This is a genomic window from Nitrospira sp. KM1 (genome assembly GCF_011405515.1).
Taxonomy (GTDB): Bacteria; Nitrospirota; Nitrospiria; order Nitrospirales; family Nitrospiraceae; genus Nitrospira_C.
Genome location: NZ_AP022671.1, coordinates 3,341,318 through 3,365,855 on the forward strand (window position 1 = coordinate 3,341,318; position 24,538 = coordinate 3,365,855).

The 24,538-nt window shown below is 56.8% G+C and carries 22 protein-coding genes and 1 riboswitch; of the genes, 11 read left to right on the top strand and 11 right to left on the bottom strand.

Features of this window, described 5'->3' with window-relative positions; all coding sequences use genetic code 11:
- Positions 1-8 precede the first annotated feature (8 nt).
- Positions 9-1,526 carry an FAD-dependent oxidoreductase gene (locus W02_RS15715; protein ID WP_173049369.1) on the bottom strand — a complete coding sequence of 506 codons (1,518 nt, stop codon included), beginning with the start codon at positions 1,524-1,526 and terminating at the stop codon, positions 9-11.
- A 92-nt stretch (positions 1,527-1,618) separates the two neighbouring features.
- Between W02_RS15715 and W02_RS15720 the strand changes: the two genes are divergently transcribed.
- Positions 1,619-1,879 carry a hypothetical protein gene (locus tag W02_RS15720; protein ID WP_173049371.1) on the top strand — a complete coding sequence of 87 codons (261 nt, stop codon included), beginning with the start codon at positions 1,619-1,621 and terminating at the stop codon, positions 1,877-1,879.
- Positions 1,880-2,215: 336 nt separating this feature from the next.
- Here W02_RS15720 and W02_RS15725 read toward each other — a convergent pair whose 3' ends face one another.
- The 3 genes from W02_RS15725 to W02_RS15735 all read right to left on the bottom strand — a co-directional run bounded on the left by W02_RS15725 (position 2,216) and on the right by W02_RS15735 (position 3,998).
- Entirely contained in the window at positions 2,216-2,566 is a 351-nt protein-coding gene (locus tag W02_RS15725) for a hypothetical protein (RefSeq protein ID WP_173049373.1), read from the bottom strand.
- Between the two features lie 111 nt (positions 2,567-2,677).
- Positions 2,678-3,130 carry an SRPBCC family protein gene (locus tag W02_RS15730; protein ID WP_173049375.1) on the bottom strand — a complete coding sequence of 151 codons (453 nt, stop codon included), beginning with the start codon at positions 3,128-3,130 and terminating at the stop codon, positions 2,678-2,680.
- Between the two features lie 241 nt (positions 3,131-3,371).
- Entirely contained in the window at positions 3,372-3,998 is a 627-nt protein-coding gene (locus W02_RS15735) for a hypothetical protein (RefSeq protein ID WP_173049377.1), read from the bottom strand.
- Positions 3,999-4,485: 487 nt separating this feature from the next.
- Here W02_RS15735 and W02_RS15740 point away from each other — a divergent pair, with 487 nt between their 5' ends.
- The 7 genes from W02_RS15740 to W02_RS15770 all read left to right on the top strand — a co-directional run bounded on the left by W02_RS15740 (position 4,486) and on the right by W02_RS15770 (position 10,312).
- The gene (locus W02_RS15740; protein ID WP_173049379.1) at positions 4,486-5,610 is read left to right on the top strand and encodes a bifunctional 2-polyprenyl-6-hydroxyphenol methylase/3-demethylubiquinol 3-O-methyltransferase UbiG; all 1,125 of its coding nucleotides are present in this window, start codon (positions 4,486-4,488) and stop codon (positions 5,608-5,610) included.
- A 108-nt stretch (positions 5,611-5,718) separates the two neighbouring features.
- Positions 5,719-5,904, top strand: a complete 186-nt coding sequence (locus W02_RS15745) for a hypothetical protein (RefSeq protein WP_173049381.1) — start codon at positions 5,719-5,721, stop codon at positions 5,902-5,904.
- A 140-nt stretch (positions 5,905-6,044) separates the two neighbouring features.
- The gene (locus tag W02_RS15750; RefSeq protein ID WP_173049383.1) at positions 6,045-7,610 is read left to right on the top strand and encodes a DUF748 domain-containing protein; all 1,566 of its coding nucleotides are present in this window, start codon (positions 6,045-6,047) and stop codon (positions 7,608-7,610) included.
- Positions 7,611-7,697: 87 nt separating this feature from the next.
- A complete protein-coding gene (locus W02_RS15755; protein WP_173049385.1) occupies positions 7,698-7,931 on the top strand; it encodes a hypothetical protein in 234 nt (77 codons plus the stop codon).
- Positions 7,932-8,232: 301 nt separating this feature from the next.
- On the top strand, positions 8,233-8,643 hold the full coding sequence (locus W02_RS15760) for a response regulator (protein ID WP_173049387.1): 411 nt from the start codon (positions 8,233-8,235) through the stop codon (positions 8,641-8,643).
- Positions 8,644-8,847: 204 nt separating this feature from the next.
- A complete protein-coding gene (locus W02_RS15765) occupies positions 8,848-9,585 on the top strand; it encodes a hypothetical protein (protein WP_173049389.1) in 738 nt (245 codons plus the stop codon).
- 154 nt (positions 9,586-9,739) lie between these two features.
- The gene (locus W02_RS15770) at positions 9,740-10,312 is read left to right on the top strand and encodes a hypothetical protein (RefSeq protein WP_173049391.1); all 573 of its coding nucleotides are present in this window, start codon (positions 9,740-9,742) and stop codon (positions 10,310-10,312) included.
- A gap of 217 nt (positions 10,313-10,529) precedes the next feature.
- Here the strand turns inward: W02_RS15770 and W02_RS15775 are convergent, their stop codons facing one another.
- The 4 genes from W02_RS15775 to W02_RS15790 form a co-directional block, all read right to left on the bottom strand.
- The gene (locus W02_RS15775) at positions 10,530-11,105 is read right to left on the bottom strand and encodes a response regulator transcription factor (protein ID WP_173049393.1); all 576 of its coding nucleotides are present in this window, start codon (positions 11,103-11,105) and stop codon (positions 10,530-10,532) included.
- Positions 11,106-11,317: 212 nt separating this feature from the next.
- On the bottom strand, positions 11,318-11,893 hold the full coding sequence (locus tag W02_RS15780) for a class GN sortase (RefSeq protein WP_173051513.1): 576 nt from the start codon (positions 11,891-11,893) through the stop codon (positions 11,318-11,320).
- Between the two features lie 2 nt (positions 11,894-11,895).
- A complete protein-coding gene (locus W02_RS15785) occupies positions 11,896-14,028 on the bottom strand; it encodes a marine proteobacterial sortase target protein (RefSeq protein WP_173049396.1) in 2,133 nt (710 codons plus the stop codon).
- Between the two features lie 296 nt (positions 14,029-14,324).
- A complete protein-coding gene (locus W02_RS15790; RefSeq protein WP_173049398.1) occupies positions 14,325-15,245 on the bottom strand; it encodes an OmpA family protein in 921 nt (306 codons plus the stop codon).
- Between the two features lie 728 nt (positions 15,246-15,973).
- Here W02_RS15790 and W02_RS15795 point away from each other — a divergent pair.
- Positions 15,974-16,627: a HEPN domain-containing protein gene (locus tag W02_RS15795; RefSeq protein ID WP_173049400.1), complete on the top strand. Its 654-nt coding sequence runs from the start codon at positions 15,974-15,976 to the stop codon at positions 16,625-16,627.
- A 938-nt stretch (positions 16,628-17,565) separates the two neighbouring features.
- Positions 17,566-18,477, top strand: coding sequence for a GNAT family N-acetyltransferase (locus W02_RS15800; RefSeq protein WP_173049402.1), 912 nt, complete (start codon positions 17,566-17,568; stop codon positions 18,475-18,477).
- Positions 18,478-18,513: 36 nt separating this feature from the next.
- On the opposite strand, the gene W02_RS15805 is transcribed toward W02_RS15800, so the two are convergent.
- A complete protein-coding gene (locus W02_RS15805; protein ID WP_173049404.1) occupies positions 18,514-19,020 on the bottom strand; it encodes a GNAT family N-acetyltransferase in 507 nt (168 codons plus the stop codon).
- A 146-nt stretch (positions 19,021-19,166) separates the two neighbouring features.
- Positions 19,167-19,231: riboswitch (Fluoride riboswitch) on the top strand.
- An 84-nt stretch (positions 19,232-19,315) separates the two neighbouring features.
- Here W02_RS15805 and W02_RS15810 point away from each other — a divergent pair.
- Entirely contained in the window at positions 19,316-20,521 is a 1,206-nt protein-coding gene (locus tag W02_RS15810) for a cation:proton antiporter (RefSeq protein ID WP_173049406.1), read from the top strand.
- Positions 20,522-20,533: 12 nt separating this feature from the next.
- Here the strand turns inward: W02_RS15810 and W02_RS15815 are convergent, their stop codons facing one another.
- Together W02_RS15815 and W02_RS15820 are read right to left on the bottom strand one after the other, a co-directional pair.
- Positions 20,534-23,185, bottom strand: coding sequence for a sigma 54-interacting transcriptional regulator (locus tag W02_RS15815; RefSeq protein WP_173049407.1), 2,652 nt, complete (start codon positions 23,183-23,185; stop codon positions 20,534-20,536).
- Positions 23,186-24,430, bottom strand: a complete 1,245-nt coding sequence (locus W02_RS15820) for a tetratricopeptide repeat protein (RefSeq protein ID WP_173049410.1) — start codon at positions 24,428-24,430, stop codon at positions 23,186-23,188.
- Positions 24,431-24,538: the final 108 nt, after the last annotated feature.

The window sequence follows — 24,538 nt, forward strand, 5'->3', positions numbered from 1 at the left end:
CTCTCGAATCAATCCGCGGCACTCAAATCCGCATTCGCCGGCCCGTTCAGCACCTTCCCGTACGGATCGAAGCGCGATCCGTGGCAGGGGCAATCCCACGTCTTTTCGGTGCCATTCCATTGGACGATACAACCGAGATGCGGGCACACCGCCGAGCATCGATGTAACGTCCCGTGGCTATCGCGGTAGACGGCCACCTTTTTCAATCCCCGCCGGATCAAGGCGCCCGAGCCGCGCAGAAGTTCGCGCGTTTGATCGATGTCGCCCGGGGTGCCGTACGATCCGAATTGGGCTATGACATTGAGATTTTCCTTGGCAAAATCTCCGGCGGCCATGAGAGAGATGCGCGACGGATCGTAGAGGGTGGCCCATTGATTGGGACGGCCCATAATCAGATCGGTCAGTAATATGCTCGCAATCGTGCCGTGCGTCATGCCATTACCTGAATCCCCGGTCGCCACGTAGATATTCTGTTCTCCGGGACTATGCCCGATATAAGAAAGACCGTCGACCGGCTCCATCACCTGGCCGGACCACTGAAAGACGATCGATTCTGCGGCAGGGAACCGCTCCCGCATCCAAGCTTCCAAGCGATCGAAACGCTCCTCCGTGTTGTCGGCCTGCCCCGTCTTATGATCTTCCCCTCCGATGATCACGATCGCATGGTCGTCCATCCCGCAGATACGCACATAATGATACGGTGATTCCGTGTCCCAGTAGAGTGCTTTGGTGGCCGCCTGTTGAGGGATGCGGGCGCCGATGACATAAGTGCGGTATGCGGCCTGCTTCGTGTGGATGGCCACCCAGGTGTTCACGGGAGTGTTGGTCGCCACGATCACCGCATTCGCCGTCACGCTTGGCCCTTCAGACGTGCCCACGCGGCATCGTTCTCCGCATTCGATGGCGTTTGCGTGGCTATTGTTGAAAATTTTCCCCCCTCTCGCTTCGATGGCGCCGGCCAATCCCTGGATATATTTGAGCGGATGGAATTGTCCCTGACGAGGAAATTCGAGGCACTGCCCCGTCTCAAACCTGTCGAGCGGGGCTCGCTCGACGAAACGTACCGGCTGCAAACCGGCCCGGTGGGCTGCTTTCAATTCCTCTTCGAGCACATCGGGGGGATCTCCCGGAGGTACGATCAGGTAGCCGTTTACACGCTCGAAATCGCACTCGATGTTCTCTCGATGCACATTGGCTTCAATGCAATCGATGGCGGCCGAATGGCTCTCCGCGGCGATCCTTGCTCCCTGCTCGCCATGCATGCGCTCGAGTTCCGTATAGCGGGTGTCGAGAGCTGTGACCAGATGCGCGGTGGTTCGTGACGATTCCCCTCCGGCAATGGGACCGTCGTCGAGAACGACGACGGATCGACCCTCCAGTTCCAGCATATATGCCGTCGATATGCCGGCGATTCCAGCCCCGATGACACAGACATCTGCCGTGACGTCCGTAGTCAAAGCAGGTCTTGACGGGATGCCGCCCCTGCTCATCCACACCGACGTTGTTGATCCGGATCCCCTCTTCATGCCGGCACTCCTCTCACTGGAAGGTGTTGGTCATCGAACCCCTGTGCACCCACGTCCCGGCATGCCCCTTGGCGAGCGTCCGGACTTAATAAATGCTGTTAATCACCACTACACGCGATCTGTGTTTGTGGCTGAGCCTGGACCAGCGCCGCCCTATCAGTAAGAGCGCGATCATTCCCATGGCTGCCAACCCGAATACGGCGATTGAGGCTCTCTGTCCGGCTCCGGAGGAAAAGATGCCGGCTCCGAAGAGCGAGACAGCGACCGCGGATATGAGCAATACACACAGCATGATGAAGACACTCATGAGCCGGGACATACATAACCTCTTATGTTATGTGTTGAGCCGATAAAAAAGGGGAGACTCTTACTCCCTGTCGCCAGGAAATCTGCCTCCCCTTTCCGACCATCGTAGGTCCTTCCGGACCATTGTGGTCTCTATGGATGGATGTAATTCTGCATCATATGTTGTGCAATCTCTGCACCAAGCGTTTCACCGGCTGGCATTCCAAGAAATCCGCAGCATTTATCTTACGGTTTAGCGTCGGCACCGAACGTCCAAAGACTGTTTGTCGTTCTGAAAAGGAAATACCAAGATTTTTCACATGAATTAACACGGGACAATAAGTCGCTGGCGGACAAGTTGCCCGCATCGGGAAATCTGGCACGGCTATAGGAAGGGGGTTTGACTAAGATGCAGGACTAGGAGGATCCTCGACAGCTTCAAGCAGGCGTGAACAGGGGAGACTGTCATGAAGAGGCAGATGCGCGTCGTCAGGCGGCCATCCCTTGGCATCTCGAAATCTTCGCAGTTCCTGTTCGTCGAACAGGTCATTCTTCCAAAATCTCGACCAATAGGTGTTCTCTTCACAGTGCTCAGCCCGACAGGTCGCATGGCGAAGCCATGTCTCATATGTGCCGGTCGGTCGGACCGACGCAATGCCAAGCCGCCTCCCAAAGAAGTAATAGGAACCTATGACCCAGCCGTCGCGGGTCAGATGATACTCCGCCTCGTAGTCGTCCATGGACGCTGTCATCACGCACCCGGTCTCTTTGGGGGCTGGGGATCAGTGCTGCAATGAAACTCCCGGTGGGCCGATGGCTCTCTCAATATGTTGAATCGGGTGAGCCATCGGCCCAATGCACAAGCATCAGTGCTTCACGGTTCCTCTCCATGCCCCGGTTTCCTGACCACGGCTTTCAATGTAGCTCTTAAACCGCTCGAGGTCGCCTTCGATTCGGCGCGTGACGACCCCCACGGCATCTCCGGCCTGTTCCACGATGCCCTGCGGCTCGTACTCGAGCTGCAGCATCACCTTCGATTTCAAATCCGACAGGCGATGGAACGTCACCACGCCGGCGTTGGACGCCCCTCCCTGACTCTTCCAGGCAATCCGTTTATCCGGCACTTGTTCGGTGATGTTGGCTTGCCATTCCTGTTCTTTCCCTCCTATATCGGCCTTCCAATAGAGATGCGTGTCATCGATTTGCTTGACCTGTTTCACACCCTCCATAAATCTGGGGAATTCTTCGAATTGGGTCCACTGGTTGTAGGCGGTCTGCACCGGTACGTTCACCTCAATGGACTTTTCAATCGTTGACATGGATGGTCCTCCTTTATTGCGTCCATACATGAATGAATCGGTTTCACTGTACACTTGTCTCGACAGGCGAGTTTGAAGGCCTGTTTGCCAAGCGTTCTTCATGTGCGTTTTGGAAAATGCTTAATGGTCTGACCCTCTTTGCTGCGACCGCTGCCTTTCCTATATTGCGACGTGCTGCGGCACGCTGCTTTGGCGTTGCCACTCGATATGCCTCCGAATGTCGGCAAATGCCGCGTTAGAATCAATGGTGCATGGCGCTCGCGACGTACTTGAGAGTGGTGACGCGCCCCATATCGTCCACTTCCGCTTTTATGCGATCCCCCTGCTTGAAGTCGCATGAGCCGATCTTGAACCCGGAACCGCGCGCGGTTTCGTCGTTCCGCTGCCCTTGAGCCATTTGGCTGCCGCTCGTGGCTCCTTGCTTATCCATGGGCACTCGATCACTTGAAAGTGTATCGGATTGTTTGCGATCGCCGGACCGTGGGGATTTCGCACAGTCCATATTCGTGTCCTGATTTACAACTACGCGCACCCGGTCTCCAGCCGGATCGGTTTTGATATCGAAATTTTGTCCATCGACGGTGAGAATTTCACCTTCAAGCGTCCCTTGGGCTCCCCCTACGGTTACTTGACGATTCGAATCAGGCGACTGGGCCTTGTTGGGATCACGTTTTTTCCTCGTGTCTTCAGTGTCACCGCTTTGCTGGGGAATCGGAATACCCAATTCCTTTTCCTGCTGTGATTTTGATCCTCCCGTAGGAGTCGTCGAGTCCGCGGAAAGTGTCGGCAGTCCCGTCAGACATGTCAGGCCTGCCGATAGCAACACCGTTGATCCCATTGTTGCGGTTCTGTGTAGATTGAATTTCATGAGAGACGCTCCTCCTTGAAAATAGTTGAGAATGTGTTTCGCGACCGTGTTCATGTCGAGGATTCGGCCACGCAGTGCCGATGAGAAGCAGCAAAACGGGTACCGTTGGGAGTCTCGCGACGTAACGGCACGGAAACCTGCGAATCAGGCGGCCCGTACAGGCGTAAACCGGCTGGACAGTTCGTCTTGCATGGATAAGGTGTCCGTGCATCTGATGGATTTTCGATTGCAACTGTTTGGAGTAATCCGATTGGAGTAACCCGGTTCCCTTCCCGACATCCTGTCCGACACAGACAATTTGTCAGGCAGTTTACGAGTCGTCGCACCGGGTATCATCGAGTAAGTATTTGTGATTGTGAAACTTGCTGATGAACAACTGTCGGCCTTGCCTTTGCAACAGCCAGAACGCGCGCTTGGATCTGTCGCATCAGCGATAGCAGTTTTTGTGAAAGCTGTCTTTACGTGTAATCGATCAATGGACACTTGCGTGAACTCGTCAGCCGAGCAAGAGACTGAAGAGGCCGTCGTATCCCGGCAAGCGGTGGGTCTCAGTCCGCCATCTGCACCAGAGGGCGGCCGCAGCGGGTGTTTGTTCTGCGATGAGTTGGGAAAGCGGGTGGTGTGCTCGATCGAAGCCATGGTGGACCAAAAGGATTTTCTTGAACGGTTCTACCGTGAGCGGTGGCGCGTACAGGATGAAGCGAGCGCTTCCGATAGGCTGTCCTTTACGCACAAACCGGCCTGGGAAATCAGGGCCTGCGTGAGCTGTGGACTCCTGAGCAGGGTACCCGAGCCGGACTATGAATCGGTCACGAATGCCTATATCAATGAAACGTACGATCAGTCCTATTTGCGGAGTGAATTGGCCACCCAGCGCCTCTGGTTTCGATCCAAAGTCCCCACATTAATGCGATATCTCCTCCCAGTGTCACGACGCCGGATTCCAAGAGTCTTGGAAGTCGGCAGTTTTGTCGGGGGATTTCTCGCAGAAGGCTTGGCCGCTGGATGGGACATGCTGGGCGTGGACCCAGGCCGCGACGTCGTATCGTTCTGCCGAGCGCAGGGGCTGCCGGTTCTGAGAGGGACCATCCCCGAAGCAAAGCTCGCCGTCGAGTTTGACGCCGCTGCCATATGGAATACGTTCGATCAGGTGGCGAGTCCTGATGAGTTGTTGGGTTATGTGGCGCCCCTGCTGCGGCCCGGCGGAATCTTGGTGATTCGAATTCCGAACGGTTCATGTTTCGATTGTGCCATGAATGTGCGAATGACGGCATCCAAAGTGAAGCGTTCTGTCATTGATGTGGCATTGGCGTGGAATAATTTGTTGACTTTCCCATATCTGTACGGCTACTCGGTCGAACACATCGTCGGTTTGACCCGCCGCCACGGGTTTAGGTTGAAATCGTTTCATCCCGACACATTGGCATCCGCCCCTCAGGGTCATTTGAAGCGTTGGGCTGCGGTTGAAGAGGCGACCGTGCAATGGTTGGTCCGGCTGCTCACATCGTCCAGCGGGGCGACAAGGATGGCGCCTTGGCTTGATTTGTACTTTGAAAGGGATGCGTTGATCGGCCACGGACCCAAGCAGCTTCCGCTGGAGCCACGATGGTGACGGTCAACTCGCCGTAGGCTTTGATGTGGGCGTGAAGTTGTCGATGCACCGACGATCTTGTGAGTAGAGCGATGAACAGCTTTCTTCACCGTAGAAAGGAGAGCGATCATGAGACGAACTAAAAAGAGTTCCGGGCGATCGGTCAAACGTGCCGCGTCGGCAAAAGGGAAAAAGCCCGCCGGCGCCGGTCGTGCAGGGCGCGGACGGATGAGCGTGGGCAGAAAGCGAACGACCGGCAGAAGTGGATCGAAGGGGAAGCGCAATCAATCGGGTATGGAAGCTGAACAAGAGTAAGCGACATATCTGAGAGGAAGCTTCCGATGCCCACGTGGTTTCCTCAGGTGCCGATTGATTCGCACCATCTTGAACGAGCTTCAGCTCCTCTCGTACCGCCAGGTACCTGCAATCTTTTATTGTGAATCTCTGAAGACGTTATGAAGCGACATCCATATCTGGCGCTGGCGATTGCCGTCCTGGCATTTCTGATCATCATCGTGGGAGCCGGCGTCTGGTTGGGGAAAGAACCTCTTCGCCGGTCGCTGGAGTCCAGATTGAATGATCAGGTCGAAGGATATCGGTTCGTCATTGGGGGACTCGACCTGCATCCTATCCCGTTCTCCGTGCGATTGAGGGATATCGCCGTCAAGTTGTCTGAACAACCGGAGCTTTCTGTGGCGGTGGTCCCGTCCATGGTCATCGGTGTCAACGTGCTACCGTTGTTGACCGGAACCATTGAGGCACAGGTCGAGCTGGATAGCCCGGTGTTGTCGCTGACTCGCGAGCAAATCAAAGCGATTGAAAGAAACAGCTCGAAGGAGGATCTGAAGGAGGAGACACAGGCGTGGCAAGACCGAGTCAGGAATGCGACGGGTTTTAAGGTCGCCCTTCTCGTCACAAACGGACGGGTCACGTATGAGGGAACGCCCTCACCAATTCGTGTACAGCACGCCGACTTGAAGGTGGAGAATATCACGAATCGTCCATCGGATGGCCAGTCCCGTCCGTCGTCGATTCGCCTCTCCGCCAAGGTGTTCGACAGGGCGCGGCTGGAGGTGGAGGGAGATGCGGATTTCCTGGCGGTTCCTCTTCCTCATGTCGAGGCCCGGGTCGATCTGAAGCAACTGCAATTGGACGATCTCAAGCCCAATCTGGAGAAGTATCACGTTCGAGTCCACGGGGGCATACTATCTGTCAACGGACGAATGCAGTATGCGGGTCAGGACGTGCTGTTGGCAGCGGAACAATTTCATGTCGAAAACACCAAGATTGATTATCTTCATGCCTCAGCGGCTGAGGCGCAGGAAAAGCGTCAGCTGAAACGGGTGGCCGAAGAGGCAAAAGAAATCCATCAAAGCCATACCATAATTGTAAAAATTCAACAGGGCAGCATTACGCAGAGCGAGATAGGTTTCACGAATCACGGAGCCGAGCCTCAATATCGTTCCACCTTGACCAATATGGATGTCGAGATCAACAACATGACGAATCGTCCGGAGGAAGGTATCGGAGACGTCAGCATTAAGGGAAACTTCATGGGAAGCGGACCGACGGTGATCAAGGCGTCGTTTCGGCCGGAGAAACCGCGGCCGGATTTTGCCCTTACCGTGAAAATCACCAAGACCGATGTGACGAAGCTCAATCCATTGCTGCGGGCATACGGTCGCGTCGATGTGACCAAGGGGACCTTCGCCTTCTTCAGTCAGATCGAAGTGAAGAATAATGAGATTCGAGGATACGTGAAACCCTTCTTGAAAGACGTCGAGGTTTACGATCCCATGCAGGACAAGGACAAGGCTCTCGGTCAGAGACTGTATGAAGCGGTCGTGGGTGAAATCGTGAATCTCTTGAAGAATGTTCCTCGAGAGCAGGTGGCCACCAAGACCGACGTATCGGGTCCGGTCGGAAATCCGAGGGCAAACACCTGGGATATCATCGAAAATCTTGTACAGAACGCCTTCTTCAAGGCCATTCTCCCAGGATTTGAGAAGAGCGTGACGTAACAGGCAGGAGATCGGGTTGATCAAGCAAGGTCAACGGGTGAGTATGGATATAGCAGATTCAATCCTGAGACTCAGCGGAGGAATGGCATGGAGAGTGACATCAAGAAGCAGCGAGAGCTTCAACACCAGGTGCTCAGGTACCTCAGCGAGGAGGGGCCAATTCACTATAATAATCTGTATCTTCAATTCGATACCGATCAGACCGGCGCTATCGGGGCAGTACTGCAGGATTTAATGGAATGGAAATGCGTGGATTTGGTGTACTACGACCAGGTCAGTATTACACCCATCGGTATACAGCTGTTGGAAAGGGTTGACTGACAGGATTGATGCATCGCTTCACGGTTCCCTTCCTCGACCAACGACTAAAAAGCATTCCTATCTGTGTGGTTCTGATTTCTTCCTCCATGTGTCCGCATGAGAGGCGAAGAATGTCTCGGTTCTGACGATATTTCCTTTCCTGAGCAGGGGCCACTTGTCTGGAATATTAGGCAAAATGACCCCAGGACGATACCGCCGAAACAGTTCACTTCCTCCAAATGGAATTCTGCTATCGTTGGCCAAGACTCGGTGGGTGACGAGAAACTCCGGTACGAAGGCGGAGTTGCCGAGAGTATGCACCATGCCCACGATCTTGGTTATCGATGACGAGGCTCCGGTCCGCACATTGTTGCGGACGGTATTGGAAAGGCTCGGATACGACGTCAGGGAGGCCTCGAACGGCCGGGCTGCGTTGGCCCTCTGCCGGGTGCAAGCGATCGATCTCGTCATTACCGACATTTTCATGCCGGACCTGAACGGGTTGGAAACAATCAGCCGATTAACCCACGAGTTCCTCAATGTAAAGGTGATTGCCATCACCGGTGCGCAAGGCGACCCCCACATGCTTGAACAGGCGAGGCTTCTAGGTGCCCGCCATACTTTGGTCAAGCCGTTCAGTTTGCCGCAACTCGTCAGCACCGTCAGCTATGAGCTGGCTCTCACAGATTCCCTCCTGCCCGGCGACCTCCTGCACGATACAACCTGCGAGTGATCAGGCATCTCTCCATCAATCCATGGGGTTACTGCATTCACAGGAGATGAGTCGATCAACCGAGGCCAATCTATTGCCTTGTGATGCCATGACCTTGTGATGATCGTCCTCGGCTTGGAACGGTGGACTCGGACAAGGGAGGGTTCTCAAACGGGTAACGGCGGCTACTGGACGCCGGAAGCCGGTTTGGAATAGGATTGCGGCATGTTCGACCAGAAATATATAGACGGACTCCCGGAAAATCAGCTGGATGCCGGCCGAACCTTCTGCGCCGATTTTTTCCTGTATCACGATCAGGTGCAGGCGAGCTCGGATGATTTGACGGATGTTCTGTACGGAAACTATCTCGCCGCATTCGGCCTTGCGCAGGCGATCTCGGACGACATCGGCCTCGAAGTCGAGGTGCCTTGCATGGATGAGGACCGCCATGCAGCCAAGGATTGCATCAGCGACTATGTCAGGGCCTTGCGGGGGCGATTGGACGTCGAATTCGCCGCGCTGACGGTCGCCCAGAACAAGGACAAGCTGAGACACAAATTTGGAAAGACCTTCCATTATGAATTCTCTCCGGGTGATATCGCCCGCGCGCAGGAGTTGATCAACGAACTCAGGGACCTGATGGTCAAGAACGAGTTGTTCGACGAACACCGAAAAGTCCGTCTACTCGCGCGTCTGGACAAGCTCAGATCGACGCTCCACAGCAAGGTTTCAGATCTGGATCAGTTCTGGGGTCTCATCGGAGATGCCGGAGTGGTGATGGGAAAATTCGGCGAAAATGCCAAGCCGTATCTGGACCGGATCAGGGAAATCACGCTGATCGTCTGGGCGACCCAGGCGAGAGGCGAAGGGCTCCCGAGCAGTTGTCCATCTCCCTTGTCGTTCCCCTCGGCACTTCCTTCAGCCGACCAGTCGGAAAACAGCTTCCCCAGCCTTGAAGTCTGACTGGGCGCCTGAGGCACTCCAGCCTCGCGACACACAACACCGCACAAGCAGGAACCGACGCCGGGATCCACCCTGCTGCAAATTGAGTATAATAACCGCCGTCCGGCCTCAACACATGTTGAGCAACGAATCAGCGACCGATCAAGGAGAATCCATGAATCGAAGGGCCTTTCTCGTGAAGTCACTGTTTGTGCTGGGGTACGTGTCGTGGCCGCTGCTGTTCACCGGTAAAGCGACTGCGAAGTGCAACAAGATACGTTTCGTGAGTCCGATGCAGACGCTCGTGCTGCAAGCCTGTTCCAAGGGAGCCCTTGGAACCAAGAAACCAGATGACGATCCGGAAGAGCGTTGCTGGACCTATTCGGAATGGATCTGCGGAAAAAATTCAGCTTGCACGGTCAAGGATCTCACGTTCGGATTGGTGAAGGCAAAGCCTGGGGCGCCGGGCACGTTCCTGCTCAATTTTGACTATAAGACCGAACGATACCGGTCCGAAGCTCCCGGGAGCCGCTGGGTGTTCAAGGCATTGGACAAGGACGAGAAGATGGTATTCGAATGGCAGTACCCCACTCCCATCATGTTTATCTGCAATCGTGAAGAACACTATTCCGACCGGGTCGAATGCCCGGCCAACGTCGCCGGGCTATTGCATACGATCAAGACCGTACACCTCACGACAACCGAACTTGGCTGGAGGTACGACTCATGCGATACGGCCGCGTGCTAAAAGAATCACCCCTCCTGTGTGTCCGCACTCTTCTTGCCTCCGCGAAATGACCAGCTGATCGCTTTTTCAGTGACCGGCCGGTCATCCGGTCTTGACTGTCCCGCTGTCCCATGGAGCGATACCGGAGCGATGCCATCTCGTGGTCTCCCCGAAACCGGTATCTATTGGATGGCGATTGCAGGATTTAGCTGAACGTGCGGAACTGCCGTCGGACGGACTATGACATCGGAAGTTCGGAGAGGGGATTCCGCACGTCCGCAGGCATCATTTCTTGTGACGGTGAGGAATTGACGGCACGGCTGACATGCGGGTTGTAACGGATGGAGAATTCGATGGTCTTGTACAGGGCGCCCACCGCGTCCTCCTTGCACACAAACGCCACGGCTCCTGCGGCAATCATCGCATTGTATCCGGTTGGCGTGTATTGACTGGAAACGCCCACGATCGCGGTGTGGGGCCACTGCTGGTGCAGGCGGCGTGTCGCTTCTACGCCGCTGAGGCGAGGGAGCTGGATATCCATGAGCACGATGTCAGGTCTATACAAATCGGTCAGGGCGATCGCCTCCTCCCCATCGGAAGCCTCTCCGACCACTTCGAAATCGGGATGCTCTTCCAACAGGATTCGAAGAAGATTTCGAGCAATCGCGTGATCATCGACAAGAAGAACACGCTGCGGTTTCCGGGGTTCAGATTCGTTCACTTTCCCGTCGGCCGCCGCCGTCTTCGAATTCAGTGACGCATAGTTGGGAGCCGTTTCGAGCGCTTCAGGTCCGGATTGCACTGGGGTGCTCATGGTCCGCCTCCGACTTACGTATAAACCACACTCCCTGCATGAGATGATTTTGCCTCTATCGGAAGTCATAACACAATAGGAATTTTTGGAAATGTTCATGACGTGTTTTCCAAGAGAACATTCATTATCGGATTGGTCGATAGAGGGAACAATCGGAGCAGGTGGGCCAATAGGCAACCCATTGTTCTGTAGATCATTTCCATGCCGCCGCGTCATGGAGGTTTCCCGGCGACAGCCGTTACGACGTAGCGCAAGGGCCCGCTTGCCGACGGACTGTCGAACGGATAGCAGGTGACGAGGATGAGGATCGATCGTTCTCTCTCGATCCCCACACGCCCGGTGCGCTGGTCGAGGATCTGATGTTCCATCACCTGATAGGAACGGATTTCCCCACCGGTGCTTTCAAGAATAACCCTGTCCCCCCTGTGAAGATCCTTCAAGAACCCGAAGTGCGTATCACGGTGGCCGGTCAATACCGTGGTGCCGTTCGTTCCGGGAAACGCGCTGGATTCCAGGTAACCCGGGCCGAAAGCGAGCGTGCGGCCGTAGGCGCCGTTGAGGATAATGAGATCGATGTGGCGTGAGGGAACGGTGAGCCTCGCAATCGGCCAAGTGTCTGCCCAAGGCCAGGGTCTGACGGCCCGCTCTCCTGCCAAACTGCGTGACCAGGCTCGCTGCAGCAGATACTGCGCGAGCCCGGCCTTCGCATACATCCAGGCTCCTTCGGTGGCCTGCCACGACCCGATGATGGCAAGGCTAAGAACGAGTGCAGCCAAGATACGTCGCATCGTCACGGTCGCAGCCGTACCTGTGCGGCTCCGTACATCCACAACAGCCCTGCGGCCGAGAGCATGGCCATCCCGGCCATGAGCTGGAATTGCCAGCCGGCGGCCGTTCTCGGTAATCCGAACAGGGCTTCATAAACTTGCCCATCCGGCAGATTGGTCTTGATCGCATGGTTGATCAGGCTCTTATCCGTCGGCCGCACCGGATCCGTATCGACCGCCACGAGACTCGTGTACTTGCCGGCGAGATGATGCGCCAACGCCACATCGGTAACGGCCTGTCTGACCGCTGAGTCGTCGTTCTGATCGTTCCGCTGCTGATCCATGAGCCAGTCGATTTTCCGGCGTGCCCAGAACACGGACATTCCGTCCCTCGACGGGCTATCTCTCAATGGCACGGTGCTGAACCACGGCTTGCCTCCAATCGAACCTCGAAAGGTCAGTGCGGCCGGGACGACCGTGCTCCTGACCGCCACGACGATTGGCTCGCCGTCATAGAGATCAGGAACTCTCGTTGGAAACATCTCGGCGCCCTCATCCAGTCCTTCGACCTGAAGACCTGTCAGGACCGGACGTTCCAACTTGCGAAACATGGCATCCATCTGCGTCTTCACCTCATTGACGCTCCCGATGTGCATGAAGGTGCCCCGCCCGAATTCCGCCGCCTTCCGCATGAAGTGGCTGTTGGGCGCCGAACCGATGCCGATCGTGAACAGGCGGCTTCCGCCGAGCCGGCTGCGGATGATCTCGAACAACTCATTCTCGTTTCCGACCTGTCCGTCCGTGAGAAATATGACCTGTCTCAGGTGCGTCGGAGGCGCGGCGCCTTTGAGCGCCATCTTGATTGCGGGGAGAATTTCCGTTCCCCCATTGGCGTGCAGCCGTTCGACATAGCGCACCGCTTTCCGGATCGTGGCGGTGTTCACGGGCTGCGCCTGCGAGAACAGCACACGGGTGACGCTGTTGAACTGGATCACGTTGAAGCGGTCTTGCGTCGTAAGCCGCGTCAGCGCCAAAAGCAGTGCTGCCCTGGCCTGCTCGATGGAGGTACCGGCCATCGAACCGGATGTGTCGATGACAAAGATGGCTTCCCGTGGCTGTCGCGCGACGGGCATATCCGGAGACGCCGGAGGGGAGAGCATCAGCAACGAATAAGAACCGCCGTTATGAAGCTGCTGAAAGGCGGTCGCAGTCGGTGATATGCCGCGAGACGGCTCCCATTTCAAGACGAAATCCCGATTCGCCGGTTCGTCCTCGTTCCGCAGGGTGATATGGCGGCGGCCATCCGGGTCTGAAATGTCGAGAATGTCATGATAGGGCGATTCGATCTTCCCGAGCGGAAACCCCGCTGCCAGGTCGATCGTCAGGTTGACGGGATTGAGAGGCCCTTGTTGAGGATGTGCAAGCGGCGGCGTGATGCGCGAAGCATCAGGAACTCGATCGGTGTCGGACGACCAATCCGGTCCGGATAGTTGATCTTCCGCGACAACCGGCGTGCCCGGAATATACCGCGGCCCCACGACCATCGGGAAACGGATCGAATAGGTACCCTGATCGTAGCGGACGGTTTCCTGGTACTCGATCTCGACGGTGATCCGGTCGCCCGGTGCGATATTTGCCACGGACGTCGTGAAGACATTCGGGCGCTCCTGCTCGACGAGGCTGGCACGCTTCCCTACTTGTTTTGCCCGGTCATAGATCTTCTTGGCCTCGGCCCGTTCCTTGATCTGTCCCTCGATGGTTCGATCGCCGACCTTCATGCGAAGGTGGTCCACAGCGGCGGTTTCCGGGAGAGGGAAGACGTAGATACCCTCCGCCCAATCATCCTTGTTACGGCTCGAGTTTATAAACTCCTGCTTGAGTTTTGTTCGAGAGACGATGCCTGTGATCGTAATCTCGGCGTCCGTTTGGAGCGCCGGAGCGGGGATGTACCGGCCGGATTCGGCTGTTTTAAACAGCAGGCTTCCCTGCGTCACGTCTTTCAGCCCTACCCAGGTTGTGGCGGGAGATGGCGCGGGTTTTTCCCCGCAAGCAAGTAACAGAGGCAGACCTCCCGCGAAAGAGAAGAAGGAGAAGAGTGTGGCAAGCGCGCACAGATGAAGAAGGGAGATGCGTCGGCCGATTGTCGTCTGTGTCATACATCCTCGTCTCTTGTTCATTATGAATAGCCGTTCAAATCTTTCTTCTCCCGACAGATGCTCAAAAAGGTCTTCCGGCAAGGCCGCAGCGAGCGAAGGGAGGAGGAGGTACCTACCAAGCTTCGCTTGATCCGCTCGCTTCGATCAAATGCAAGCGGGTAAGTACTTTGCCTCCGGTATTCCCGTACGTTGAGCTCATGAGCGACGTGAGAACGAAGCCGGAGACATTTTGGACATCCGAACCAGAGCCGATACCTACATGAGGCGGACTCCTCATGTAGGTGGGCTCGGGTGGTCTAGCTGCCGGATGCCGGTTCGAGGGCGGTGTGGTTCGGATCGTCCTGTTGTGCGGCGGCTGGAGAAGTTTCGCTATCGATGACGGATCCCACGTTATCGGAAGTTTCAGATGCGGCCGCAGTTGCCTGAGCCGATGCGGTGGTATCGGCAGGTTCAGGCGTCTCAGCCATGACCGGCGGGGTCATGTGCTCCTGTCCGATTGATCTGATCTCGAGATGCACGCGGCGGTTCATCTGGCGGCAGAGGTCGCTGTTGTCGATGCACAATACACCGTCCTTACCGAGGCTGACGGTCTTGATTTGATGCTCCGCCACCCCGGCATTCACCAATTCCATCTTGACTGTTTCCGCCCGTTTCATGCCGAGCATCATGTTATAGCTTGCCGAGCCCTGGCGGTCGGTGTAGCCCTGCACGAGCACGCCGAGGTCTCCGTCATTCCTGAGCATGGCAGCCTGCTGCTGAACGATCGACTTGGCTTCGTCCGTCAGACCTTTGCGGCCGACTTCGAAATAGATATCGTTGTGAATGATACCCGGGGTGTTGATCGCGATCCCGGTTTCCTGTTCCTTTGCCGAAGAAAGGGAAACCGCGATTGCCTGAGGTTGAGCATTGCTCTTCAAGGCATCCCTGACCTCGGCTCCCGACAGCCGGTCGGGAACTGCTGCGGTCGTCTGCTCGATCGAACTGTAGTACCAGAGCCCCCCGATGAGCGCCGCCAGGCTTACGACGAGTCCCGATACGACAAACACATCTTTGTCCTTCTTGGGTGCCGAAATGGCCGGAGCGATGTTTCCTGATGTCACCTGTGATGGACCTTTCTGCATGATGAATCCTCCTCGTTCATTCAACCGTTCATGTTCAGTAGACGTTTTTGGATTGAACCGGCCGACCTGGATGTTGTTGCGGCTTACTGTGGTCACCCCCTTTCCAGCCTGTTTGCCGGTGTGCCGACGGTGAAACGGTTGAGCAACGGGAATGCCAAAGGAGAAGTGCTGATGGATTTCGAAAGAGTCGAGTGAAATTAATGAGTTAACGAATGAAGGAGCAGAGCAATTTCATGCGGGGAAGCGAGGCCCATCATGCCGTGCGGGGATGGCCCCGCACGCGGGGCGTTGAAACCGGTCGTCCGCTGCGTTCTCACATCGCTCAGTGGCTCAACGTACGAAAGGAGTACGCCTCGCCACTTCTCTCGCTGCGGCCTTGCGGGACAGCCGGTTTGAACGTCCCGCGGTCAAGAAGCAGTAGGTGGCTAGTCGCGTCCTCACCTCCCGGAGCGACCCTTTCAGACTCAGCCGGATGGAAGCCTTCGGGAATTCCCTCGAAGACTCGGTCAGTTCCCGCTTTCCTTCCCGGCTGAGTCTCGATGGGACCCCGCTCCTCCGGTGAAGTTGCTCCGCTCTCTGCCATGCTCTTTGGAGGATGTACAACGGAATGGCTGCGACCTCGCAGGACGACCGGTTCGAAGATCGGGCAGTGAGGGGTGGGCAGACTGATTTATCGCTTCACAGTTCAGCAGTACCCCTTCCCTCATTTCCAGTCGATGACTGCTCTAGATAGATAAATTGAATTTGGATTAGACTTGCCAGTACGTACTGGAGCAGGCCTATTCCAGTTGCATGACTCGGACAACACGAATGTATGAAGACGAATGTCTGAAGCTGTACTGATTCGATTGAAGCGGGCTCGTTCGTGGCTCGATAAAGCGAGTGCATCAATATTGCGAGATGATATCGATGCACAATTCATTTTGCTGTGGATTTCGTTCAATGCCCTCTATGGAACTCCGCGATATCATCACCGTCGTAGAGAGAAGAATCATATGGAGAATAATGGAGAAATCGGTGACTTCAAGAGGTTTTTAAGACTGGTAGAGAATCTGTCCAGTGGAGAACTTGAGAAGGCTCTAGTACCGTACGCGTCTCAGATTGAAAAAGTAATGCAAAATCCCTTTCTGGACATCGAAGCCTGGCGAAAATGGGATAGCGAGAAGATCCGTGACAGGCAAGAACGCTTCAGGAGTGCGTGTAATGTGTACAGTAAAAGAACTCATCTAGATGAGCTTTTCCTTCGATTCTATATTTTACGGAATCAGCTTTTACATGGTTCCGCAACCGATCAGAGCGGCAGGAATCGAGAATCATTGAAGAATGTCGTGCCAATACTTCGAAAAGCAGTGCAAGCTTTAGTTTTGCTTGCTGATAGGTATGGTGAAAAGATCTTTGGGACGGATCCCATTCCGTTTCCCCCTTCACTAGGGGAGGGCGGCCAATTCAATCCACCTCGAATTGGGCGTGACAGATAGAAGGTGATGATTCATGCTTGCGTGCTGCGGCAACTCAGAACATCAATGGGAAAAACATAGAGTAGGACAGCGATGGTTCCCGCAGCCATTGAAGTGCCTCATCATTGGGGAAAATCCTGGTGACGTCAAGTCCCAGTACTTTTACGACGAACCATCGAGCTATAACTCAGACGACGTGGTAGTTCGTCGATCTTTACTACAAGGGTTATATGAATGTGGGATCATCCAACAGGCTACTCTTCAGTCTTTTCGAGATGCTGGCTTCCTCTTTGATCACGCGATACGCTGCCAACTGGCACCGTCCGCGGTCAATTTAGAACGCAGGAGAGCGATGACCTACAAATCCAGTCGTGTAGATGGCTCTTTTCATCTTGAGTCTTCGGTCAAGCAGGCGACCGTGATCTGGGTTATGGGACACCTAGCTAGTAATGCTGTTGCAAACGTAACTCTGGAATTCCCAAAGTCCAAGCGAAGGATCTCCAAAAATCCCTTCCCTTGTGGAATCTCGACCTCTACAAGGTTCTTTGTCTCAGAATACATTACTTGGCGCAATCAGAAGAGAGCAAATGAGTTCTGCGAAGCCTTTAGGATCTTTTCCGATGGCAAAGTGAGTTTTACTAATTCATAGCAAGCATAGAAAACATATTAATGGGCGACATTCTGCATTCCGCGAGTGAAAGTCTGAGCGTTTGAGTAGTTCGGTGTTTTATGACCAAACTTCGCGTCCAAAGCTTCGCGATCTCCATCGACGGTTCCGGTGCCGCGCTGACCAGGTCTCAGAAATCCGCTTGGTGTCATGGGCATAGAGTTGATGGGCACATGTCACTCCGATGGAAAAGCCTCAAGAGTTCACTGCGCTGATCCGTCTGTGGTTATCCGGTTGCGCATGACGTAGAGGCTATGGGATTTCTCGCCATCATCAAAGCCAGTCGAGACCCATGGCGCTGACCTTTCCCTTCGAGACGCAATTAAAAGACGGATCGCCGGTGCAGCTGGTGCTGGCCGGTGAACAGGACATCGAGCCGCTCAAACATCTTTACCGCCTCATCGTCGATGAGGGCTCGTCCTATCCGCATGACGAGTTTCCCCGTGACGATGAATTCATGGATTATTGGTTTAGAGGTAAAATCACAATTGCCGCCTACGCTCCGGACCGGGCTCATGCGACCGGCATGGCCGGAGCCTTTTACCTCAAGCCCAATTGGCCGGGACGGGCCGGACATATCGCCAATGCCGGCTTCATTGTGGATCCGGCATGGCGCGGTCGCGGGTTGGGATGGTTCCTTGGGACAACGATGCTCGACTACGCCAAGCAATCCGGCTATCACGGCGTGCTCTTCAATCTGGTGTTTTCGGAGAACCGTTCCGCCCGCAGGCTGTGGGAGCAATTGGGTTTTACGCAGCTCGGAGTGATTCCAGGCGCGGTCCGGAAGAACGATGGGAGTTATCAGGACGCGATCATCATGTTTCGTTCCCTTGTGGAAGGGTGCGGTGTGACGGTCGACGAATTGTTCCAAGGACAGGAGAAAGTCCGCCGCATCTTCGATGCCGTACACAAGAAAATAGGGGCGATGGGTAACGTGACCATGCGCCCGAGCAAGAGCCAAGTGGCATTTCGCCGCAGGAAGAATGTCGCTGTGGTGTGGGTGCCGGGCCAATATATCAAGACTTCAGATGTCCCGCTTGTCCTGACGATCAGCTTTCCTGCAAGAGATTCCTCGAGCCGTTGGAAGGAGATCACGAGAATCTCAGCCCACCGCTACACCCACCATCTTGAACTCCGACGCGTCAGAGATGTCGATAACCAGGTTGTCCGTTGGTTGAAGTCAGCTTGGGAAGCGGCAGGCTAGGACTTGCATGCGTGGATGGCTTCTGCCCAAAGTCGGTCACAGCATTTTCTGCATATAGATGACGTGAAGCCACCGGCCGAACTTATGCCCCACCTCGTCGAGGCGGGCGACCTGCGTGAATCCGCCGGCGGCATGCAGCGCGAGACTTGCAGGTTGATCGGCATCGATGCCGGCGATGATCGTATGATGGTCTAACGCGCAGGCACGGCTGATCAGTTCGGTCAGCAGCGCGCGGCCGATGCCTCTGCGCTGGTGGTGATGGTGGACATAGATCGAATTCTCGACTGTGCGAGCGTAGGCGGCACGGGCGTGGAAGCGGCTCAGCGAGCCCCAGCCGAGGACAGCCCCGGCGACATCGGACGCAACGATGACAGGATGCTTTTCATCATGTTCGCTGAACCAAGCTCGGCGGGCGTCGAGCGTCTCTGGTTCTGTCTGATAGGTGGAGGTCGAGTGAAGGACGTAATGGTTGTAGATATCGTTCATCGCGAGGAGGTCGTCGATTGTGGCGGTGCGGATGTGCATGTCCTTGCAGGTCGCCATCACTCCCGCAGGATGCGTGAATAGCCAGTGAAGCGCAAGCTCCTCTTCGATGAGAACTGGCGGCCAATGAACCTCTCGTACATGATTGAGCGCTCTGTTTCTTGCCATTCACTGGTTGTCGCCAAACGTTTCGCGTATACTCCGGTCCATCTACAGGGGATGGGGTCCCCCGTATAACCGCCACGGCCAGGCTGATGACTCCTACGTTCTCATTGCCGCAGCCGTGGGGTATGCCGTCATCGTGGCGGCACCGGCCTGACGCAGGCGAACCCTGGCCGGAACGGAGGACTCCTCAATGGAACCTGTCTTCTTCACGGTCTCCCTGTGGCTTGCCCTCGCGGTGGCATCCGCTCTCATCGCGTCCCGGCTTCGTCTGTCCATTGCGCTCATTGAGATTTGTGTCGGGACCGTGGCGGCCGCGGCCCTTGGCCTGTTTGGGTTGGCTGATCTGCTTGCGGCCAATTCGGAGTGGGTACGGTTTTTGGCGGCCTCCGGCGCCGTCGTGCTCACGTTCCTCGCGGGGGCCGAACTGGACCCCGATGTCCTGCGCCTAAAACTCAGGGAAGTGAGTGTGGTAGGGCTGGTCGGGTTTGCAGCGCCACTGCTCGGCACGGCCGCAGCCGCCCATTACATGTTTGGATGGGATGCCGACGCGAGCTGGCTGTGCGGAATCGCGCTGTCGACGACCTCCACCGCGGTGATCTATGCCGTCATGCTGGACACCGGGTTCAATAAGACGGAGTTCGGCAAGGGCGTCCTTGGTGCGTGTTTCGTGAACGACCTGAGCTCCGTGATTGCGCTCGGCCTGTTGTTCGCTCCGCTCACGTACAAAACGTTCGTGTTCATTGCCATAACGGTGATCGTGTTGGGCACGCTTCCGTATACGACGGCATGGCTCACCACTCACTTTGCCTTTCGTACGGCCGCCATCAGGACGAAATGGGTGATGCTGGTGCTGTTCGGGCTCGGCGGTCTGGCGCTCTGGTCGGGCAGCGAGGCCGTGGTTCCGGCCTACCTGGTCGGAATGGTGCTGGCCGGGAGCGCGGCGAGAGATGCCCATTGGATGCGACGACTGCGCACGCTCACGGTGGGGTTTCTGACGCCATTTTACTTTCTACGCGCGGGAACACTGGTATCGCTCCCGGCCCTGGTCGCGGCGCCGCTCGTGTTTTTAGCGTTGCTGGGAACGAAGATGGCATCGAAGATCCTGGGACTGTATCCGGTGATCGGACTGTTCCGGAAAAATTCACGCGAGCGCTGGTACTATACGCTCTTGATGTCGACGGGGCTCACGTTCGGAACGATTGCGTCGCTGTACGGCCTGGCTCACGGGTTGGTCACGCCTGAGCAATATTCCTATATCGTCGCGGCCGTCATTGCGAGCGCCGTGGCGCCCACGCTCATCGCCGGAATGTTCTTCGTGCCGGCTCATCTGTTGCCGGAAGCCGACCGAGCCGCCGGAAGCCAGCGGCGCATCAACGGCCTGAGCGATGAAGGCTGAGCACGGCGGCCTTCAGGACTGGGGAGCTGTCTTCGACCGATCATGATGAGCGAACCGTCGGCGGACCAGCGTTTCGACGGATTGAAAGTGGCGGTCCGGCAGATTCTTGAAACGGCGCCTGCATTCGAGGAGTGCTTCATCTGCCGAGGCGAACGGTTCGATGACGGAGAGAAGATGAGTGTAATAATCCCTCAGTTTCAGTTCGACGGTTCTGAGATGTACGGCATCGCCGGCAATAGTCGACGCGGCTTTGGCGTGATCGCCTCCGGCTTCACCCAAGGCCTGGAAACATAGACCTTTGAGCCGTTGCGTGACCGTGCTGCGGTCCCACCCCAACGCCTTGGCCGTGGCCTGCATATCGAATCCCTGCCGTCGCAGGCATTCCAGCACCGCGGCATCGCCGGCTGGGTCCGGCAGGAACACGGTGCCGCCCCGTTCTTGTTGTACGGTCTGCCGGGATTCCAGAGCGATCGACTGTTTCGTCAGAACAGGCCCATCGTTGAGCGTCACGGCCCGTTCCAAGACCTGCCGCAGCTCACGAACGTTGCCGGGCCAGTGATATCCCTGCAAGAGGTGCAGGGTCTCGTTGGTGATTCCAGGAGCCGGTTTTCCCGATTCTTGGGCGATCTCGGCGAGGACCGCTTCCGTCAGGAGAGGGATATCGCCTGGGCGCTCTCGCAATGCAGGAAGGCGAAAGACGAGTCCCTTCAATCTGAAATAGAGATCCTCGCGGAACCAGCCTTCGGATACTCCGCGCTGCAAGTCGCGATTGGTGGCGGCTACGACGCGAACGTCGGCGGTGGTGGGACTGGTCGCTCCCACGCGATAAAATGATTTTTCCTGCAGCACCCGCAGCAATTTGCTTTGATGATCGAGTCTCAGGTCGCCGATCTCGTCCAGGAAGATCGTTCCCTGATGCGCCAGTTCGAAATACCCCCGGCGATCTGCGGCGGCGCCGGTGAAGCTGCCTTTGGCATGTCCGAACAGCTCGCTTTCAAACAGTTCGGGAGAGACCGCGGCCATGTTGACGGCAATGAACGTTTTTCCTTCTCTGGGGCTCAGGCGATGGACGGCACGTGCGAAAAGTTCCTTTCCCGTCCCGGGCTCGCCGAGAAGCAGAACGGTGAGCGCGGATTTGGCACCTTTCTTGACATCATGGAACAGCCGAAGCAGCTCGGCATTCCGAGTGACGATGCCGAGCCGCCTGCTCTCGGCGCGGAGGTGATCGAGATCGGCGTTTCCCAGAGGACCCGATTGCGGCTCGGCCTCGCGGAGACCGTGGAGCTGCCGCTCCAACTGCTCCAACTGACCGCGGGCCGTCTGTTCCTGAGACTGGACCTCGGCCAATTCCGCGCGCAACGAATCGGCCGTTCTGGACAAATCTTCCTGCCGACCGGCGGACTCCGTTGCGGCGGTCCTGGCGGCTTCGAGGTCTTCCTGAAGCGCCTCCGCCCGGTTTTCGCGCAACACCAGTGCTTCGCGGACCGCTGCTTCATCCCGGCGCAGCCGCAGCATGTCGCGTTCGAGCAACAGCATGCGCTGGCCCGCGACGAGATGCGTCCATCCGGTGGTGCCCACAAAGACAAACAAGGCTGCAGTCAAAGGGAGTGCAAGCGGAAGGATGACATTGCCGCCGGACAAAGCGACGAGAGTCAGCATGACGTATATGGCGAGCGCTCCGATCGCGAATACCAGACCTCTCGGTCCGTGGTATCTGAGCAGGCACCAGGCCACGAGAGAGGCCAAGAGCAGCGTGAAGCTATACTGACCGAGCGAACCGCTGTGGTAGAGACGGTTGCCTGTCAGCAACATGTTGACCAATTGGAGATGGACAGCCATGCCGGCGGCCGATTGTCCCGTTGGCAGCAGCCACGGCTCCGATTGGACAGGGTTGGGTAGAATCGCGACGATGTTGTCTTTGAACAGGGCTTCAAGAGTCGAGTTCTGCTGTTCTTGAATCGCGTCCCAGACGATCGAGAGCGGAGCGACCGGCAGGTCCACTCCCGAGCCGTTCCCGATCAGATTGACGAGGGCCGAGCTTCCTGTTTGGCCGATCAGCGGCGCCGCAGCGGTGGTCGCCCGTTGGCGATAGGCCTCGTAGAGAAGCGATCCGAACGCGGGTACGGTTTGCGTGTCGACGAGAGCCAGGATCGGCACATGGCGCGCAACGTGGTCGGGCTGCGCGGTCATGAGTACGTGACCGGACAGGGCGGCGGGTGATGCAAAGGCCGGTTCGGAATCATGGACAAAGACCACGGGCGCCGCGTTCTGTATCGCTTCGAGAAGCAGGGCGTCGCTGGCTGCGCCGCCCCGTTGGGCAGGACTGCCTTGAGCCAGGCGATGATCGACGCCGATCGCGGCGGCTCCAAACTCCTGCGCGGCGGATATCAGCCGGGCGAGGACGCTGCGGTCGAGCGGACCCGGTCCGAAACGCTCTTCGCTCGCCGCATCCCGGGCGATGATCGCCAGCGAGGGGCTGAACCCGATCGGCGGGCGATTGCGAACCCACCCATCGTAGACGGACCAGTCCAGCGACGTGAACGTCGCCGGGGCAACGGACCAGAAGCCCCTGGCGAGCAGGACTGCCAGGAGACCGATGGCGAGCGCCTGAAGAGGAAGTGAGGCGATGAAGCGGCGCCAGAGTTTCAGCCAGTCGGGCGACATCTATGGTGTGCTGAATTCGTCCAAGATGGCTTTCGCCTCAGGCTTTGGAATTCCCCGCAACACGGCCTTTGCCTTCTGAAGGTCCGGTTCCATGCCGATTCCTTTGCCGTAAATGCGAGCGAGCGACTTCTTGGCCGGAAGGAATCCGTCCCCGGCGACCTTTTCGAGACAGATCAGAATCTTCCGTTCGAACGGCGAAAGAGTGTCACCCCAGCCGGATTCGTAGAATTTGGCGAGTTGCGATTCGGCGGACTCGCTCAACGCATAGGTTTCTTTGAGCAAGGTGGGGACGGCATGATCGATGCGGTCATGCGCGACCATCAAGGCGCCGAGTGAATCGTCCGACCCCGACGGCTTGTAATCCGGAAATTCACTCCATAGTTTGTCGCGATACGTCCGGAACGCGTCCAGGGCTTCCTTCCGTCTCCGTTCCGATTGTTCGGATGAAAGGGCTTGTTTTCTGAATTTCGAGAGCGCTTCGCCGGCGGCCTGATGGCCCAGCCGTGAGGCTTTCGACCACCACAGAATCGCCAGTGCCGGATCCTTCTCGACGCCCTGGCCGGCCTTGTAGGCATTGCCGACAAAAAATTGCGCCTGCGGAATGCCGCCCAGCGCGGCTTCTTCCATGAGTTGAGCCGCTTCCTGCCGTTGGTCCGTCAGCTTCAGCAGGAGCGCCAGCCGGTAACGGGCATCGGGAAAATTCGGCCGAAGCTCCAGTGCTTGGCGATAGGTCTGGATCGCAGCCCGGACGTTGCCGGTCGTATAGAGCACCGAGGCCAGGCTGTAGTAGGCGGGCGTGAGTTCGGCGTTCAGCCGGACCGCCTCTTTGAGCACGGAAGATGCGCCGCGCCAGTCCTGTTTGGCCATGAGCATGACGCCGAGCTGGAGGTGGGCGTTCGCATTGTCCGGTTGCAATTGAATGGCGGTACGGCATTCTTCGACCGCTGCGTCCAGGTCTCCGATGCGGTGCAGCGCTTCAGCCAATCTGATCCGTTCATCGGGATTGTCGGGTGCCGTCTTCACGGCTTCGCGCCGCTCGCTCAGAGAGACCGCTGCATCGTCGCGCTCAATGACCGGGTCATCGAGAAGCAATGGTTCTTCTCGCGGAGAAGTCGGGACGGGGGGAGGGCTTTCGACAAGCGGCTCGATCGGGACCGGTTCCTCGGGTGTCTGCGCAAATATGGACGGACCTGTCAGGAGCATGGATGCGATGAATAGGCCCAGGGCCAGCCGGTGACGGTGCATCGGATTCTCCGGTTCCTTTCGGAGCGGGTGGAAGCAGGCATTATAGCATTGGGCTCGGTCGCGAAGATTCCACAATTCTCTCGTGCGATACTCAGACGCGTCAGGCGG

Excerpts from the sequence above, each read along its gene's own strand:
- W02_RS15715 (WP_173049369.1), bottom strand. The coding sequence starts at position 1,526 with ATGAAGAGGGGATCCGGATCAACAACGTCGGTGTGGATGAGCAGGGGC.
- W02_RS15720 (WP_173049371.1), top strand. The coding sequence starts at position 1,619 with ATGCTGTTAATCACCACTACACGCGATCTGTGTTTGTGGCTGAGCCTG.
- W02_RS15730 (WP_173049375.1), bottom strand. The coding sequence starts at position 3,130 with ATGTCAACGATTGAAAAGTCCATTGAGGTGAACGTACCGGTGCAGACC.
- W02_RS15735 (WP_173049377.1), bottom strand. The coding sequence starts at position 3,998 with ATGAAATTCAATCTACACAGAACCGCAACAATGGGATCAACGGTGTTG.
- W02_RS15745 (WP_173049381.1), top strand. The coding sequence starts at position 5,719 with ATGAGACGAACTAAAAAGAGTTCCGGGCGATCGGTCAAACGTGCCGCG.
- W02_RS15750 (WP_173049383.1), top strand. The coding sequence starts at position 6,045 with ATGAAGCGACATCCATATCTGGCGCTGGCGATTGCCGTCCTGGCATTT.
- W02_RS15755 (WP_173049385.1), top strand. The coding sequence starts at position 7,698 with ATGGAGAGTGACATCAAGAAGCAGCGAGAGCTTCAACACCAGGTGCTC.
- W02_RS15760 (WP_173049387.1), top strand. The coding sequence starts at position 8,233 with ATGCCCACGATCTTGGTTATCGATGACGAGGCTCCGGTCCGCACATTG.
- W02_RS15765 (WP_173049389.1), top strand. The coding sequence starts at position 8,848 with ATGTTCGACCAGAAATATATAGACGGACTCCCGGAAAATCAGCTGGAT.
- W02_RS15770 (WP_173049391.1), top strand. The coding sequence starts at position 9,740 with ATGAATCGAAGGGCCTTTCTCGTGAAGTCACTGTTTGTGCTGGGGTAC.
- W02_RS15775 (WP_173049393.1), bottom strand. The coding sequence starts at position 11,105 with ATGAGCACCCCAGTGCAATCCGGACCTGAAGCGCTCGAAACGGCTCCC.
- W02_RS15780 (WP_173051513.1), bottom strand. The coding sequence starts at position 11,893 with ATGCGACGTATCTTGGCTGCACTCGTTCTTAGCCTTGCCATCATCGGG.
- W02_RS15785 (WP_173049396.1), bottom strand. The coding sequence starts at position 14,028 with ATGACACAGACGACAATCGGCCGACGCATCTCCCTTCTTCATCTGTGC.
- W02_RS15795 (WP_173049400.1), top strand. The coding sequence starts at position 15,974 with ATGTCTGAAGCTGTACTGATTCGATTGAAGCGGGCTCGTTCGTGGCTC.
- W02_RS15800 (WP_173049402.1), top strand. The coding sequence starts at position 17,566 with ATGGCGCTGACCTTTCCCTTCGAGACGCAATTAAAAGACGGATCGCCG.
- W02_RS15805 (WP_173049404.1), bottom strand. The coding sequence starts at position 19,020 with ATGGCGACCTGCAAGGACATGCACATCCGCACCGCCACAATCGACGAC.
- W02_RS15810 (WP_173049406.1), top strand. The coding sequence starts at position 19,316 with ATGGAACCTGTCTTCTTCACGGTCTCCCTGTGGCTTGCCCTCGCGGTG.
- W02_RS15815 (WP_173049407.1), bottom strand. The coding sequence starts at position 23,185 with ATGTCGCCCGACTGGCTGAAACTCTGGCGCCGCTTCATCGCCTCACTT.
- W02_RS15820 (WP_173049410.1), bottom strand. The coding sequence starts at position 24,430 with ATGCACCGTCACCGGCTGGCCCTGGGCCTATTCATCGCATCCATGCTC.